Source organism: Streptomyces sp. NPDC048462, from assembly GCF_043200175.1.
Taxonomy (GTDB): Bacteria; Actinomycetota; Actinomycetes; order Streptomycetales; family Streptomycetaceae; genus Streptomyces.
In genome coordinates, this window is record NZ_JBICXG010000001.1 from 476,230 (window position 1) to 490,538 (window position 14,309).

The window sequence follows — 14,309 nt, forward strand, 5'->3', positions numbered from 1 at the left end:
GGCGGCCCGCAGGGGCGTACGCGCGACCGCTTCACGCCGCGCCGCAGGCGAGGGATACTGCCCGGATGGAATTCGCCGCGATGATGACGCTGCCCGGACTGGTGATCGGGCTGACCGTCGTCGCCATCCTCGATCAGCTGATGCTGCGCGCGGGCCGGGCCGGTCTGCTGCCGTGGCGCAACAGCGCCCGGCAGGGCCAGGTGTCGGCGACCGGCTTCGAGCAGCTGCACGCGACCTTCTCGCCAGGCAAGCAGAGCGAACTCAAGGAGCGGCAGAGCGCCCTGCTGCTGCGCGACGACGAGGAGGACGGTGCCCCGCCGCACCGCTCCACCGTGGACCTCGACGGCGGCCTCGCCGTCATCCGCATGCCCGGCAACGAAGGCTGAGGACTGCCACCCACCCGCTCCCGGCCCGCGCGCAGACCTCTGCATGCCCGGCGTCCGGGGCGTCGCGGCCTCAGCGCACCGCCACCAGCGGACGCAGCCGGCTGTCACGCAGGCGCACCACCACCGGGGCGCAGCGCCCGGCCGCCACCACCAGCGGCCAGGCGACCAGCGCGCCGATCAGCAGCCCGGCCAGCACATCGTGCGGGTAGTGCGCGCCGATCCACACCCGGGACGCCGCCATCAGCAGCGCGGCCGCCGCCGCGACCGATCCGAGCCGCCGGTCGGTCAGCCAGATCGCCATCGCGGCCGCCGCCGCGATGGCGGCGTGATTGCTGGGGAAGGACCAGTCGCCCAGCGCCGGGCACGCCTCCACCGTCAGGACATGCAGGCTCCGGCAGGGGCGTTGTTCGTGGAAGGCGGACTTCACCACGTCGTTGACGAGATACGTGGCGACCACGACGAGCGGGGCGCAGAGCGCCATGGCGGTACGCGTGGGGTCCCCGGACCGGGAGCGCCACCAGGACGCGAGCATGAGCACCGCGAACAGGGCGAGCCCGTAGTCCGACCACAGGCGGACGGCGGAGTCCAGGACGGCGGGGGAGCGCTGGGCCAGCTCGGTGACCCAGGTGTACGGCCCACCGTCGATCGAGGTGGCCGCGGAGGCGAGCGGCATCAGTTGTTGTCTCCTTCGGCAGTGGTCCGCCTGCGGGAGCGGAGCAGTTCGGCGGCGAGCGGGACGAGGGAGACCACGACCACGAGAGCGACGATCGGCAGCAGGTAGCGGTCGACGTTCGGTACCGAGGACCCCAGTGCGTATCCGGTGAGGACCAGCCCGGCCGTCCAGACGACGCCCCCGACGACCTGCCACAGGGCGAACACCCTGGCCGGGACGTCGAGCGCCCCGGCCAGCGGATTGAGCACCGTGCGCACGACGGGGACGAAGCGGGCCAGCACGATCGCGCGGGCGTGCCCGTATCTGGCGAGCAGCTCCGCCGCACGGTCGGCGCCCTCGTGCAGCCGTCCGGAGCGGCTGCGGGCGAGCAGCGCCCGGCCGCCCCGGCGGCCGAGCCAGTAGCCCGTCTGCGCACCGAGCAGCGCCCCGGCCACCGCGGCGATCAGCACCTGCGGCAGCGACAGCTCGACCGGGCCGTGGGTGCCGGAGACGCTCAGCAGGCCGGCCGTGAACAGCAGTGAGTCGCCGGGCAGGAAGAAGCCGACGAGCAGCCCCGTCTCGGCGAAGAGCACGACGGCGACGCCGAGCGCGCCGAACGTGCCGAGCAGCGAGCCGGCGTCCAGCAGGTTCACCGCTTGCGGCATGGCCGCCAGTGAGAGTACGGACACGGTGGAGGGTCTCCCATAATGGTGAGCGGGTGCACCGGTGGAACACCCGGACTGACTACAGTGATGTAGACGGTCTACATCACTGTAGACGCCCGAAGGGGGAGGAGAGTTCCCATGCCACAGGTGAACGGCATATCCGGCGGAGAATCCGCCCCCCGGCCGCACGAGGGCCCGGACGCCGGGGGGACGGCACCCGCCGGGCAGGAGCCCGCCCGGCAGGCACCGGCGGCCGGTGAGGCCCCGGTGGAGCGGCGCCCGTCCGGCGAACTGGAATCCGCGATCCTGGCGGCCCTCTGGGCGGCCGGCGCCCCGCTCACCGCAGGGCAGGTACAGGGCGCGATCGGGGCAGAACTCGCACGGACCACCGTCACCACCATCCTGTCCCGCCTGCACGAGAAGGGCACGGTCGCCCGCACCAGGTCGGGACGCGGATTCGCCTACACCCCCACCGAGGACGCGGCCGGGCTGACCGCCCGCCGGATGCACAGCGAACTGCGCAAGGACGAGGACCGGTCCACGGTGCTGGCACGGTTCGTGTCGCAGCTCAGCGACGAGGACGAGCGGCTGCTGCGTGAACTGCTCGACGGGGACGCCGGATGATCTATGCCGTGTGGATCCCGCTGCTGGTGCCGTTCCTCGTCGTGCCGGCCGCCCGCCGGCTCGCGGACGCCCTGTCGCCCCGGCGTGCCGTTCGGCTGCTCGCCGCCACGGGCGCGGGCCTTGCCGTCTTCACCCTGTCCGCGCTGGCGCTGCTGGTGGTGCCCGGCGCCGGGCGGCTGTCCGCCGTCGCCGCCGCCGGAGAGTTCGTGCGCCCGCTCGCCGCCGTCGAACCGGCCCTCGCCCTGCCCCTCGCGGCCGTCGCGCTCGCGCTGCTCCTGGGCTGCGCCGCCGGCATGACCCGGGCGGCGCGCAGGCACTGGGCCCAGCTCCACCGGACCGCCCGCCCCGAGCATGGCGACGACAGCGAACTCGCTGTGCTCCGGGACGCCCGGCCCGACGCCTACGCCCTGCCCGGACGGCCCGGCAGCCCCGGCCGGATCGTCGTTACCACCGGCATGCTGCACGCCCTGGAACCCGCCGAACGGGACGCGCTCCTGGCCCACGAGCGCGCCCACCTCACCGGGCGCCACCACCTGTACCTCGTCGCCGCCGAGCTGTCCGCCCGCTGCCACCCGGCCCTGCGCGCCCTGCGCGCGCCCATGGGCTACGCGCTGGAGCGCTGCGCGGACGAGGCCGCCGCCCGTGCCGTCGGGGATCGGGCAGTCGCCGCCCGTGCGATCGGGCGCGCCGCGCTGGCCGCCCGGACGGCCGGAGGGCCCGCCGAAGCCCACCCCGCACCGGCACTCGCCGCGGCGGCGGGGCCCGTCCCGCGCCGGGTCGCCGCGCTGCTGGGCCGGACCGCCGCCCGCCCGCGCATCGGCCGCGCCGCCGCCGCGACCCTGATCGCCTGCCTGGCCGTCTCGGGAGCGGCCGCCCTCGACGCGACGCACGATCTGCACAGCAGCATCGAGGCCGCCCAGGGCGAGGCTCCGTAGCACCCCCCGGGGGGGGATCCCAAGACAGGGCCTGAGCAGCACCTGACCGTGCGAAAAGGGACCTGACAGCCCCGCGCCCCCTGCCTACACTGACGCCCATGGGTTCGTACTACTTCTTCCGCTGATCCCGGCCAGGGACGCCACCGCGCGACGCCGAGCGTGTCGCCCCGCATGGCATCCTCCCGCGCCCGTTCGGCATCCCCGCCCGCCGTGCCCGTTCACGGGCCGCCGAGGCATGTCACCCGAGGGAAAGCGACCCATGTCCCCCAAGCACGACCGCGCCCAACTGGCCATGAAGGACGTCTCCAAGGCGTACGGAGACCGCACCGTCCTCGATCAGGTGTCGCTCACCGTCCGTCCGGGCGAACGCGTCGGAGTGATCGGTGAGAACGGCTCCGGCAAGTCGACGCTCCTGCGGCTGCTGGCCGGGGCCGAGACACCGGACAGCGGCGAGATCACCGTCAGCTTCCCGGGCGGCACCGGCCACCTCTGCCAGACGCTCGCGCTGGACCCCGCCCGGACCGTTCAGGACGCCGTCGACACGGCACTGGCCGCACTCCGCGAGCTGGAGCGGCGGATCCGTACCGCCGAGTCCGCACTCGCCGTGCCCGGCCCCGCGCACGACGCCCGGCTCGCCGCGTACGGAGACCTGTTGACCGAGTACGAGGAACGCGGCGGCTACCTGGCCGACGCCCGGGTCGATGCGGCGCTGCACGGACTCGGGCTCGGGCACCTCACCAGGGAGCGCCCGCTCGGCACGCTCTCCGGCGGAGAACAGTCCAGGCTGGCGCTCGCCTGCGTGCTGGCGTCCGGTCCCGAACTGCTGCTGCTCGACGAGCCGACCAACCACCTCGACCTCAGGGCCACCACCTGGCTCGAGGAGCATCTGCGCGCCCACCGCGGCACCGCCGTCGTGATCACCCACGACCGGGCGTTCCTGGAGCGCACCACCACCGTCATCGCCGAGGTGGACCGCGATCTGCGCAGCGTCGTCACCTACGGCGACGGCTGGGACGGCTACCGCACGGCGCGGGCGGCCGCCCGGCGCCGCTGGGCGCAGGACCATCAGGAGTGGCTGGACGAACTGGCCCGCACCGAAGAGCTCGTGAACGCCACTGGACGCCGGCTCGCCGGCGCCGGGAAGGACCCGGGCGAGGGCTTCGGCAAGCACCGCCGTTCGCACGAGGCCAAGCTGTCCGGGCAGGTCAGAGCGGCCAGGACCCGGCTGGACGCGCTGCGCAGGGACCCGGTCCCGGCCCCGCCCCGGCCGCTGGGCTTCACTGCCCGGCTGGACCTCGCCGCCGAAGGCGAACTGCCGCCGGGCCCAATGGTGGAGCTCGACTCCGTCACGGTCGGCGACCGGCTGCGCGTGCCCGGACTGCGGGTGGCGGCCGGACAGCGGCTGCTGGTCACCGGGCCCAACGGCGCCGGCAAGTCGACCCTGCTGAGGATCCTGGCGGGAGATCTCGCCCCCGACACCGGCACGGTGCGCCGCCGGGCCCGGATCGGGTACCTCCCGCAGGAACTCCCCGCCCGGCCCACCCGCCGCACGCTGCTGGCCACCTTCGCGGCCGGACGCCCCGGCCACGCCGACGAGTACACTGACCTGCTTCTCGCCCTCGGGCTGTTCCGCCCCGAGGACCTGGGCGTTCCGGTCGCCGGCCTCTCCGTCGGCCAGCAGCGCAGGCTGGCGCTGGCCCGGCTGGTCACCCGGCCGGCCGATCTGCTGGTGCTCGACGAGCCGACGAACCACCTCGCCCTCGGCCTGGTGGAGGAGCTGGAGGCGGCGCTGGCGCAGTATCAGGGAGCCGTCGTGGTCGTCTCGCACGACCGCAGCTTCCGGGGCCGCTTCACCGGCGACCGGTTCGAACTCCGCGAGGGCGCCCCGGCCGGCAGCCCCTGACCCGTAGCTGCCGGACGGCGGCGCACCCGGCCCCGACCGTCGAGGCCCCGAAGGCTCAGGACCCGTCGGGCACGGACGGCCCCCGCTCCGCCGCCAGCGCATCGCGCAGCCGGTCCACGAAGACCCGCTGCCCCTTGACGAGGCGCTCGGCGGCGACCTCCGGGGCGCACCAGGCGAACCGGTCGATCTCCGGGAACTCCCGCCGCACACCGGAGCCCCGCGGCCACTCCATCGTGAACGTTCCCGGAACGGCCGCCGCCGGATCGAGGTCGGCCTCCAGCGCCCACACGGTCACGGTCTTGCCGCCTGCCTGGCGGGATTCGCCCAGCGCCAGCCACGTACCGTCCGGGGCCGGGTGGCCGAACTCCTCCCCGAACTCCCGCCGCGCAGCGGCCGCCGCCTCCTCGCCGGGGCCGTACTCACCCTTCGGCACCGACCACGCCGCGCTCTCCCGGCCCGCCCAGAACGGCCCGCCCATATGGCCGATGAGGACCTCCAGGCCGGATTCCCCGGTGGTGCGGAACAGGAGGAGGCCGGCGCTGCGCCGCTCGTTCGGTGACATGCCGTCAAGTGTGAGCGAGCGGCGCGGGGGCGGGCCGGCGACACGGCCTACACCTTGCGGTAGTCGTACGCCTCCGACGCGGCAGCCGCCACGGCGTCCAGGTCGCCGCCCGCCGACGCGGTGACCACGGCGGCCACCGCGCCCTCCACCAGCGGCGCGTCCACCAGCCGTGCCCCGTCGGGGAGTTCGTCGCCCTCGGCCAGCATCGCCTTGACCGTGAGCACCGCGCTGCCCAGGTCGACCAGGACGGCGACACCCGCGCCGGAGTCCACCGATCTGGCCGCCTCCGCGATGAGCTCCGGGCTCGTCCCGAGGCCGCCCGCGGGCGTCCCGCCGGCGGCGGCCACCGGCGCGGTCGCGCCACCGGCCGCGAGCCCTCTGGCCAGCGCGGCAACCGCCTCGGCCACCGGCCCGCTGTGCGAGACGAGCACGATCCCGACCTGCTTGTCCGCGCTCATGCGGCGCCCCCGTCCGCGCTGCCGGCCGCGGCCAGCGCGGCGATCAGCAGCGCGGCGGACGTGGCCCCCGGATCCTGATGACCGATGCTCCGCTCGCCCAGATAGCTCGCCCGGCCCTTGCGGGCCTGCAGGGGCACCGTGGCCAGCGCGCCCGCGCGCGCCGCGTCCAGTGCCGCTTCGAACGACGTCCCGAGCGCCTCGGCCGCCGGCAGCAGGGCGTCGAGCATCGTCTTGTCCCCGGCCGCGGCCCCGCCCAGCTTGGCCACCGCGGCCACGCCCGCCGCGAGTGCCCGCGCCAGCTCGTCGCGGGTCACGGCGGAGGCGTCACCCAGCTCCTTGCCCGTACGCCGCAGCAGCGTCCCGTACAGCGGGCCGGACGCGCCTCCGACGGTCGAGATCAACTGCCGCCCGGCGAGCATCAGTACGGCCCCCGGCGTCTGCGGCGGTTCCTTCTCCAGGGCGGCCGTCACCGCGGCGAACCCCCGCTGGAGGTTGCTGCCGTGGTCGGCGTCCCCGATCGCCGAGTCGAGGTCGGTCAGATACGCGGCCTCGCGGTCCACGGCGGCGGCGGTCACGGTCATCCAGCGGCGGAAGAAGTCGGTGTCGAGCACATGATCTCCTTGGGTCCATCGAGTGGGGCGGCGTGCGCCGCGGCGGGAGGGCTCAACGGCCCCAGCGCAGTGCGGGAGTCTCCACCGGCGCGTCCCAGAGCCGCACCAGTTCCTCGTCCACCTGACAGAGCGTCACCGAACAGCCCGCCATGTCCAGCGAGGTCACATAGTTCCCCACGAGCGTACGAGCCACGACCACGCCCCGCTCGGACAGCACCCGCTGGACCTCGGCATTGAACCCGTACAGCTCCAGCAGCGGTGTCGACCCCATCCCGTTGACCAGCGCGATCACCGGCCCGTTCGGCCGCAGATCCTCCAGCACCGCGTCCACCGCGAAGTCCGCGATCTCCCGGGACGTCATCATCGGACGCCGCTCACGCCCGGGTTCACCGTGGATGCCCACTCCGAGTTCGAGTTCGCCCTCGGGCAGGTCGAAGGTGGGCGAGCCCTTGGCGGGTGTGGTCACCGAGGTCAGCGCCACCCCGAAACTGCGCGACGACTCGTTCACCTGGCGCGCGAGCGCCGCCACCCGGTCCAGCGGGGCGCCCTCCTCGGCCGCCGCGCCGGCGATCTTCTCGACGAACAGGGTCGCCCCCGTGCCCCGTCGCCCCGCCGTGAAGAGACTGTCGGTGACCGCGACGTCGTCGTTGACGAGTACCTGGGCGACCCGCACCCCCTCCTCGTCGGCCAGCTCGGCGGCCATCTCGAAGTTGAGCACGTCACCGGTGTAGTTCTTGACGACGAAGAGCACGCCCGCACCGCTGTCGACGGCGACGGCCGCCCGCACCATCTGGTCCGGAACCGGGGACGTGAACACCTCCCCGGCACAAGCGGCCGACAGCATCCCGGGCCCGACGAACCCGGCGTGCAACGGTTCGTGCCCGGACCCGCCGCCGGAGACCAGGGCGGCCTTTCCGGCCACGGGTGCGTCGCGCCGTACGACGACACGGTTCTCGACGTCCACGGTCAGATCCGGATGGGCGGCCGCCATGCCGCGCAGTGCGTCCGCTACCACGGTTTCGGGGACGTTGATCAGCATTTTCAACGGTGACCTCCCAGTAGAGCCAGGTGGCGCCCCGAGCGGGTTCTCGCAGCTCAGGGGCCGCTTCCTGAGTCGTTGATCCCGGCGGTGCACGGCCTCGGCGGCCGGGCCCGGCGGGACCGGTGGCGACTCGCTGCCGAGTCTACTGACGGCCTGTCGTCGCGGGGGTGCTCCTGCGGTCACGCGGGTCGAGCGGCGCGGGGCGCCGACCGCGCCGGGTCAGGTGCGGTCGATGTGCACGCTGGTCGATTTCACCCGGGCGGTGGCCTGCATGCCCACCTCGAGCCCGAGCTCCTCGACGGCCTCCCGGGTCAGCAGTGAGACGAGCCGGTGCGGACCGGCCTGGATCTCCACCTGCGCCGCCACGTCCCCGAGCTTGACGGCGGTGACGATGCCGGGGAAGGCGTTGCGCGCCGAGGTGTAGGACGCGTCGTCCTCGCCCGCGCCGCCCTGGGCGACCTCGACGGAGAACGCGGCCAGGTCGCGGCCGTCGATGAGTCGGCGCCCGCCCTCCTCGCGGTGGGTCGCCATGCGGCCGGCGTCCGCCCAGCGGCGCGCGGTGTCCGGGCTGACGCCCAGCAGGCGGGCTGCCTGCCCGATCGTGTAGGACTGCATATGCCGCACCTTAAGGTATATATGCTTGCAAGTGCAAGCTTTTTCTGAGCATTTCGGAGCAGACGCGAACAAGGCCCGCTTGCTCCCGGGGCTGCCGGCGCACGGCGGCCGGCCGCCCCGTTCCGTCTCCCGTCCGCATACCGGTGACCGCGCCAATGTAGCGCGCGGCGCACGGCCGGGTGGCCCTGCCGGGATGAGGAATCGGGGCGTGCGACCTAAGGTGCGAGCCATGGCAGAGAGTGCGGCGAACCGGGGATCCGCGGAGTCCGCCGCCGGGCCGGACGCGCCCGATCCCCGGCGGTGGCGGGCGCTCGCGGTGTGCCTGGTCGCGGGCTTCATGACCCTGTTGGACGTGTCGATCGTCAACGTGGCGCTGCCGTCCATCCGGGAGGGCCTGCACACCCCGGAGTCCGACCTGCAGTGGGTGCTGTCCGGTTACGCCCTCGCCTTCGGGCTGTTCCTGATCCCCGCCGGACGGCTGGGCGACGCCCGCGGACGCCGCCAGGTCTTCATGGCCGGACTGGCGCTCTTCACGCTCTCGTCCGCGGCCTGCGGAGCCGCCCAGTCCAGCCTCTGGCTGGTGGTCGCCCGACTGGTCCAGGGACTGGCGGGCGGGCTCGTGTCGCCCCAGATCTCCGCGCTCATCCAGCAGATGTTCTCCGGACGCGAGAGGGGACGGGCCTTCGGGATGTTCGGCACCGTGGTCGGCATCTCCACGGCCGTCGGCCCGCTGCTGGGCGGACTCCTGATCCAGGCGGCCGGCGCCGAGGAGGGCTGGCGCTGGGTGTTCTACGTGAACCTGCCGCTCGGAGCCGTCTGCCTGCTGCTGGCCCACCGGCTGCTGCCGGACACCCCGTCCGCCGGCCCGGTGCGGCTGCGGGACCTGGACCCGGTCGGGGTGCTGCTGCTCGGCGCGGGAGTGCTGGCGCTGCTGCTGCCCTTCGTCCAGGCACGACAGTGGCCGGGCGACGCGAAATGGCTCCTCCTGCCGGTGGCCGCCGTGCTGCTCGCCGCCTTCGTCGGCTGGGAGGCCCGGTGCGCCCACCGCGGCACCCAGCCGGTGGTGAACCTCGCGCTCTTCCGCGTCCGCTCGTACTGGCTGGGCTGTCTGCTGATCCTGCTGTACTTCGCGGGGTTCACGTCGATCTTCTTCATCACCACGCTCTACCTGCAGAGCGGACTGCACTACACCGCCCTGATGGCAGGCCTCGCGATCACGCCCTTCGCCCTCGGGTCCGCCGTCGCCGCGAGCCCCGGAGGCAGGCTGGTCGGCCAGTACGGGCGCCCCCTCGTCGTCATCGGCATGGCGACCGTGGCCGTCGGACTCGGGGCCACCGCGCTCGCCGTGCACCTGGTGCCCGGCAGGGGAGCCGGCTGGGCGATGGCAGCCCCGCTGCTGCTGGCCGGCCTGGGCAGTGGCCTCGTCATCGCACCCAACCAGACCCTGACCCTGTCCCAGGTCCCGGTGGCCATCGCGGGGAGCGCCGGCGGCACCCTCCAGACCGGCCAGCGCGTCGGTTCGGCGATCGGGATCGCCGCGGTCGGCTCGGTCTTCTTCGCCCAGACGGGTTCCGCCGGCTGGTCCAGCGCGTACGACCGGGGGCTGGTCGTCTCCGTGGCCTTCGTGGTGGCCGGGCTGATCGTGGCCCTGGCCGACGTCGGCGGGACACGGCGGGGGAGAGGCCGTACCCGACAGTCCACCGCCCCATGAGGCCCCAGTCGCTACGATCGGAGCCGTGACCCCGGCCCGATCCGGCCAAGGCCTCAGGCCCTGCCCCAGGGAGAGACGCCATGAATGATCCCGCCAGCACCGCACCGGACGGCAACACGGAGTACGGGCACAAGCCCTTCAAGCGTTCTACCAGCCACTTCGCCGACCGGATCACCGCCGACGGCCGGGACGGCTGGCCAGTCGAGGCAGGCCGTTACCGGCTGGTCGTCAGCCGCGCCTGCCCCTGGGCGAGCCGCGCCCTGGTCTCCCGCCGGCTGCTCGGGCTGGAGGGCGCCCTCTCGCTCGCCGTCACCGACCCGATCCAGGACGACCGAAGCTGGCGCTTCACGCTGGACGAGGGCGACCGGGACCCGGTGCTCGGCATCGAGTACCTCAGCGAGGCGTACGACGCGCGGGAGAGCGGATACCCCGGCGGCGTCAGCGTCCCCGCCGTCGTCGACATCCCCAGCGGCGAACTCGTCACCAACGACTACCAGCGCATCACCCTGGATTTCGCCACCGAATGGACCGCGCTGCACCGCCCCGGGGCGCCCGACCTCTATCCCGAGCCGCTGCGCGAGGAGATCGACGAGGTCATGGAGGGCGTCTACCGCGATGTGAACAACGGCGTGTACCGGGCCGGTTTCGCGGCCGGACAGAGCGAGTACGAGGCCGCGTACGCGGATGTGTTCCGCCGCCTGGACCTGGTGTCGCAGCGCCTGGCGGACCGGCGCTACCTCGTGGGCGACACGATCACCGAGGCGGACATCCGGCTCTTCACCACGCTCGTGCGCTTCGACGCCGTCTACCACGGGCACTTCAAGTGCAACCGCTCGAAACTGGCCGAGGACCCGGTGCTGTGGGGGTACGCCAGGGACCTCTACCAGACACCCGGCTTCGGCGACACGGCCGACTTCCACCACATCAAGCAGCACTACTACCGGGTCCACACCGGCATCAACCCCACCGGCATCGTGCCCGTGGGACCCCGCCTGTCGGGCTGGCTGACCCCGCACCACCGCGAGGCGCTGGGCGGCCGCCCCTTCGGTGACGGCACCCCGCCGGGGCCGGTGCCGGCCGGTGAGGAGATCCCGGAGCAGGGACGGCCCTGAGAGCCGCCGCCCCGTTACTCCGTCTCGTCCAGACGGTCGGCGTAGTACTCGATCGCGGGGCGGTAGGACCGGAGCCGGCCGTCCGCACTGGTGGCCGCCGTGACCCTGAGGAGCGTCCGCACGGCCTCGCGGGAGTCGCCGAGGTTGTACAGCGTCATCGCCAGGAAGGTCAGCAGCGAGGCGTCGTCCGCGAACTCCGCCAGGGCGCGGCGGAACACCTCGCGGGCCGCCTCGTAGCGGCCGAGCACCCGCAGCGTGCTGCCGAGGCCGAGGAAGGCTCCGTGACGGTCCTCGGCCGGCAGCCCCGGACCCTTCAGCGCCCGCTCGTAGAACGGCACGGCCGCTGCCTCCAGGCCGAGCGAGTCGTGCGACCAGGCGGTCTGGTAGGCGATCGCGGCGTCCTCGGGAAACCGCTCGGCCAGGGCCACCAGCCGCTCGTGTGCCTGCGGGCTCTTCTGCTCGCGCAGCCGTACAGCCAGCGTCAGCGGCTCGTCGTGTTCGATTTCCGGACTCATGCTCCGGCACGCTGCCAGGACCGCGGGGACATGGCAAACCAATTGCGCGGCACGGCCGCGAACGCCTCCGCGCTGCGGCAGCGCGGGTTCCGGCCCGTGGGGGCAGGGCCCTGTCGAGGCAGCGGCGATCACGAGATATCTTGATGTCAAGCAATGTTGCAGACGTGGAGCGGAGCACAGGGTGACTGACTCGACCATCATCTATACACACACCGACGAGGCCCCGGCCCTGGCGACGTATTCGTTCCTGCCGGTGATCGAGGCCTACGCCTCCAAGGCCGGGGTCACCGTGGAGAGCCGTGACATCTCCCTGGCGGGCCGGATCATCGCCAGCTTCCCCGACCGCCTCCAGGAGAACCAGCGCATCGAGGACGCCCTCGCGGAGCTCGGCGCGCTGGCCACCACCCCCGGCGCCAACATCATCAAGCTGCCGAACGTCTCGGCCTCGATCCCGCAGCTGAAGGCCGCGATCGCGGAGCTCCAGGAGCAGGGCTACGCGCTTCCGGACTACCCGGACGACCCGAAGTCCGACGAGGAGAAGGACGCCCGCGCGCGTTACGACAAGATCAAGGGCAGCGCGGTCAACCCCGTCCTGCGCGAGGGCAACTCCGACCGCCGCGCCCCCGCGTCGGTCAAGAACTACGCCAAGGCGCACCCGCACCGCATGGGCGCCTGGACGGCCGACTCGAAGACGAACGTCGCGACCATGGGCGTCGACGACTTCCGCTCCACCGAGAAGTCCGTGGTGATCGAAGAGGCCGGCAGCCTGCGCATCGAGCTGGTGGGCGACGACGGCACCACCACGGTGCTGAGCGAGTCCGTCCCGGTGCTCGCCGGTGAGGTCGTGGACGCCGCCGTCATGCGCGTCGCCGCGCTGCGCGAGTTCTTCACCGCACAGGTCGCCCGCGCCAAGGAGGAGGGCATCCTCTTCTCGGTGCACCTCAAGGCCACCATGATGAAGGTCTCCGACCCGATCATCTTCGGCCACGTGGTCCGCGCCTTCTTCCCGAACACCTTCGCCAAGTACGGCGAGGCGCTCGCCGCCGCGGGCCTGACCCCGAACGACGGCCTCGGCGGCATCCTCAAGGGCCTGGACTCGGTGCCGGACGTCGGCGCCGAGATCAAGGCGTCCTTCGAGGCCGAGCTCGCCCAGGGCCCGGCCCTGGCGATGGTCGACTCCGACAAGGGCATCACCAACCTGCACGTCCCCAGCGACGTCATCGTGGACGCCTCGATGCCGGCCATGATCCGCACCTCCGGCCACATGTGGGGCCCGGACGGCGGCGAGGCCGACACCCTCGCCGTGCTGCCCGACAGCAGCTACGCGGGCGTCTACCAGGTCGTCATCGACGACTGCCGTGCCAACGGCGCCTACGACCCGGCCACCATGGGCTCGGTCTCCAACGTCGGTCTGATGGCGCAGAAGGCCGAGGAGTACGGCAGCCACGACAAGACCTTCGAGATCCCCACCACCGGCACGGTGCGGGTCCTCGACGGCAAGGGCGACGCCGTGCTGGAGCAGGCCGTCGGCGCCGGCGACATCTTCCGCGTGTGCCAGGCCAAGGACCTGCCGATCCAGGACTGGGTCAAGCTCGCCGTCACCCGCGCCCGCGCGACCGGCAACCCGGCCGTGTTCTGGCTCGACGAGGACCGGGCGCACGACGCCAAGCTCATCGAGAAGGTCAAGACGTACCTGGCCGACCACGACACCGACGGTCTGCAGATCGAGATCATGTCGCCGGTGAAGGCCACCGCGTTCTCCCTGGAGCGCCTCCGCCGCGGCGAGGACACCATCTCGGTCACCGGCAACGTGCTGCGTGACTACCTCACCGACCTGTTCCCCATCCTCGAGCTGGGCACCAGCGCGAAGATGCTCTCCGTCGTCCCGCTGATGAACGGCGGCGGTCTGTTCGAGACGGGCGCCGGCGGCTCCGCGCCCAAGCACGTGCAGCAGCTCGTCAAGGAGAACTACCTGCGCTGGGACAGCCTGGGTGAGTTCCTCGCCCTCGCCGTCAGCTTCGAGCACCTCGCGCAGACCACGGACAACGCCGGCGCCCAGGTCCTCGCGGACACGCTGGACCGCGCGACGGCCACGTTCCTGAACGAGGACAAGTCGCCCAGCCGCAGGCTCGGTGGCATCGACAACCGCGGCAGCCACTTCTACCTGGCCCTGTACTGGGCCCAGGAGCTGGCGCAGCAGACCGCCGACGCGAAGCTGGCGGAGGCCTTCGCGCCGCTCGCCAAGATCCTTTCCGAGCAGGAGGGGACCATCGTCGACGAACTGGTCGCCGTTCAGGGCAAGCCGGTGGACATCGGCGGCTACTACCAGCCCGACCCGGCCAAGGCCGCAGCCGTCATGCGGCCGTCGGCGACGTTCAACCAGGCGATCGCGAGCCTCGTCTGACCGGACGCCGTGGACGGGGGAGGAGACCCGGTCCCTTCCCCCACCCGCACCGCTTGTGACCGTTCCGCCCCGGCCGACACACCGTCGAGCCGGGGCGGCGCCGTTTCCGGCGGC

15 protein-coding genes are annotated in these 14,309 nt (G+C 73.0%); 7 read left to right on the top strand and 8 right to left on the bottom strand.

The features are described 5' to 3' along the window. Positions 1–65: 65 nt before the first annotated feature. A complete protein-coding gene (locus ACGFU6_RS01955; protein ID WP_393607545.1) occupies positions 66–386 on the top strand; it encodes a DUF6191 domain-containing protein in 321 nt (106 codons plus the stop codon). 70 nt (positions 387–456) lie between these two features. Here ACGFU6_RS01955 and ACGFU6_RS01960 read toward each other — a convergent pair whose 3' ends face one another. Both ACGFU6_RS01960 and ACGFU6_RS01965 read right to left on the bottom strand, forming a co-directional pair. Continuing rightward, the gene (locus ACGFU6_RS01960; protein WP_393607546.1) at positions 457–1,059 is read right to left on the bottom strand and encodes a phosphatase PAP2 family protein; all 603 of its coding nucleotides are present in this window, start codon (positions 1,057–1,059) and stop codon (positions 457–459) included. Further along, complete coding sequence (locus tag ACGFU6_RS01965) at positions 1,059–1,703, bottom strand: DedA family protein (RefSeq protein WP_393607799.1); 645 nt, start codon at positions 1,701–1,703, stop codon at positions 1,059–1,061. The genes ACGFU6_RS01960 and ACGFU6_RS01965 overlap by 1 nt, the downstream gene beginning before the upstream one ends. A gap of 267 nt (positions 1,704–1,970) precedes the next feature. Here ACGFU6_RS01965 and ACGFU6_RS01970 point away from each other — a divergent pair, with 267 nt between their 5' ends. The 3 genes from ACGFU6_RS01970 (at position 1,971) to abc-f (ending at position 5,165) form a co-directional block, all read left to right on the top strand. Next, complete coding sequence (locus ACGFU6_RS01970) at positions 1,971–2,327, top strand: BlaI/MecI/CopY family transcriptional regulator (protein WP_393607800.1); 357 nt, start codon at positions 1,971–1,973, stop codon at positions 2,325–2,327. Continuing rightward, positions 2,324–3,262 carry a M56 family metallopeptidase gene (locus tag ACGFU6_RS01975; RefSeq protein ID WP_393607547.1) on the top strand — a complete coding sequence of 313 codons (939 nt, stop codon included), beginning with the start codon at positions 2,324–2,326 and terminating at the stop codon, positions 3,260–3,262. Before ACGFU6_RS01970 ends, ACGFU6_RS01975 begins: the two co-directional genes overlap by 4 nt. 259 nt (positions 3,263–3,521) lie before the next feature. After that, positions 3,522–5,165 (top strand): ribosomal protection-like ABC-F family protein, encoded by a 1,644-nt coding sequence (gene abc-f / locus ACGFU6_RS01980; protein ID WP_393607548.1) that lies wholly within the window; start codon positions 3,522–3,524, stop codon positions 5,163–5,165. A 55-nt stretch (positions 5,166–5,220) separates the two neighbouring features. Here abc-f and ACGFU6_RS01985 read toward each other — a convergent pair whose 3' ends face one another. The 5 genes from ACGFU6_RS01985 to ACGFU6_RS02005 form a co-directional block, all read right to left on the bottom strand. Continuing rightward, on the bottom strand, positions 5,221–5,727 hold the full coding sequence (locus ACGFU6_RS01985; RefSeq protein ID WP_393607549.1) for an NUDIX domain-containing protein: 507 nt from the start codon (positions 5,725–5,727) through the stop codon (positions 5,221–5,223). Positions 5,728–5,774: 47 nt separating this feature from the next. Beyond that, positions 5,775–6,185 carry a PTS fructose transporter subunit IIA gene (locus ACGFU6_RS01990; RefSeq protein ID WP_393607550.1) on the bottom strand — a complete coding sequence of 137 codons (411 nt, stop codon included), beginning with the start codon at positions 6,183–6,185 and terminating at the stop codon, positions 5,775–5,777. After that, the gene (dhaL, locus tag ACGFU6_RS01995) at positions 6,182–6,796 is read right to left on the bottom strand and encodes a dihydroxyacetone kinase subunit DhaL (RefSeq protein ID WP_393607551.1); all 615 of its coding nucleotides are present in this window, start codon (positions 6,794–6,796) and stop codon (positions 6,182–6,184) included. Before dhaL ends, ACGFU6_RS01990 begins: the two co-directional genes overlap by 4 nt. Positions 6,797–6,848: 52 nt before the next feature. Further along, positions 6,849–7,835, bottom strand: a complete 987-nt coding sequence (dhaK, locus tag ACGFU6_RS02000; protein WP_393607552.1) for a dihydroxyacetone kinase subunit DhaK — start codon at positions 7,833–7,835, stop codon at positions 6,849–6,851. Between the two features lie 222 nt (positions 7,836–8,057). Next, a complete protein-coding gene (locus tag ACGFU6_RS02005) occupies positions 8,058–8,453 on the bottom strand; it encodes a molybdopterin-binding protein (RefSeq protein ID WP_393607553.1) in 396 nt (131 codons plus the stop codon). 229 nt (positions 8,454–8,682) lie between these two features. On the opposite strand from ACGFU6_RS02005, the gene ACGFU6_RS02010 reads away from it, so the two are divergent. After that, a complete protein-coding gene (locus tag ACGFU6_RS02010; protein WP_393607554.1) occupies positions 8,683–10,164 on the top strand; it encodes an MFS transporter in 1,482 nt (493 codons plus the stop codon). Between the two features lie 80 nt (positions 10,165–10,244). Next, positions 10,245–11,276, top strand: a complete 1,032-nt coding sequence (locus tag ACGFU6_RS02015) for a glutathione S-transferase family protein (protein WP_393607555.1) — start codon at positions 10,245–10,247, stop codon at positions 11,274–11,276. Between the two features lie 14 nt (positions 11,277–11,290). Here ACGFU6_RS02015 and ACGFU6_RS02020 read toward each other — a convergent pair whose 3' ends face one another. Further along, positions 11,291–11,791 carry a tetratricopeptide repeat protein gene (locus tag ACGFU6_RS02020; protein ID WP_393607556.1) on the bottom strand — a complete coding sequence of 167 codons (501 nt, stop codon included), beginning with the start codon at positions 11,789–11,791 and terminating at the stop codon, positions 11,291–11,293. A 181-nt stretch (positions 11,792–11,972) separates the two neighbouring features. Here ACGFU6_RS02020 and ACGFU6_RS02025 point away from each other — a divergent pair, with 181 nt between their 5' ends. Then, positions 11,973–14,195, top strand: a complete 2,223-nt coding sequence (locus tag ACGFU6_RS02025) for an NADP-dependent isocitrate dehydrogenase (protein WP_393607557.1) — start codon at positions 11,973–11,975, stop codon at positions 14,193–14,195. Positions 14,196–14,309: the final 114 nt, after the last annotated feature.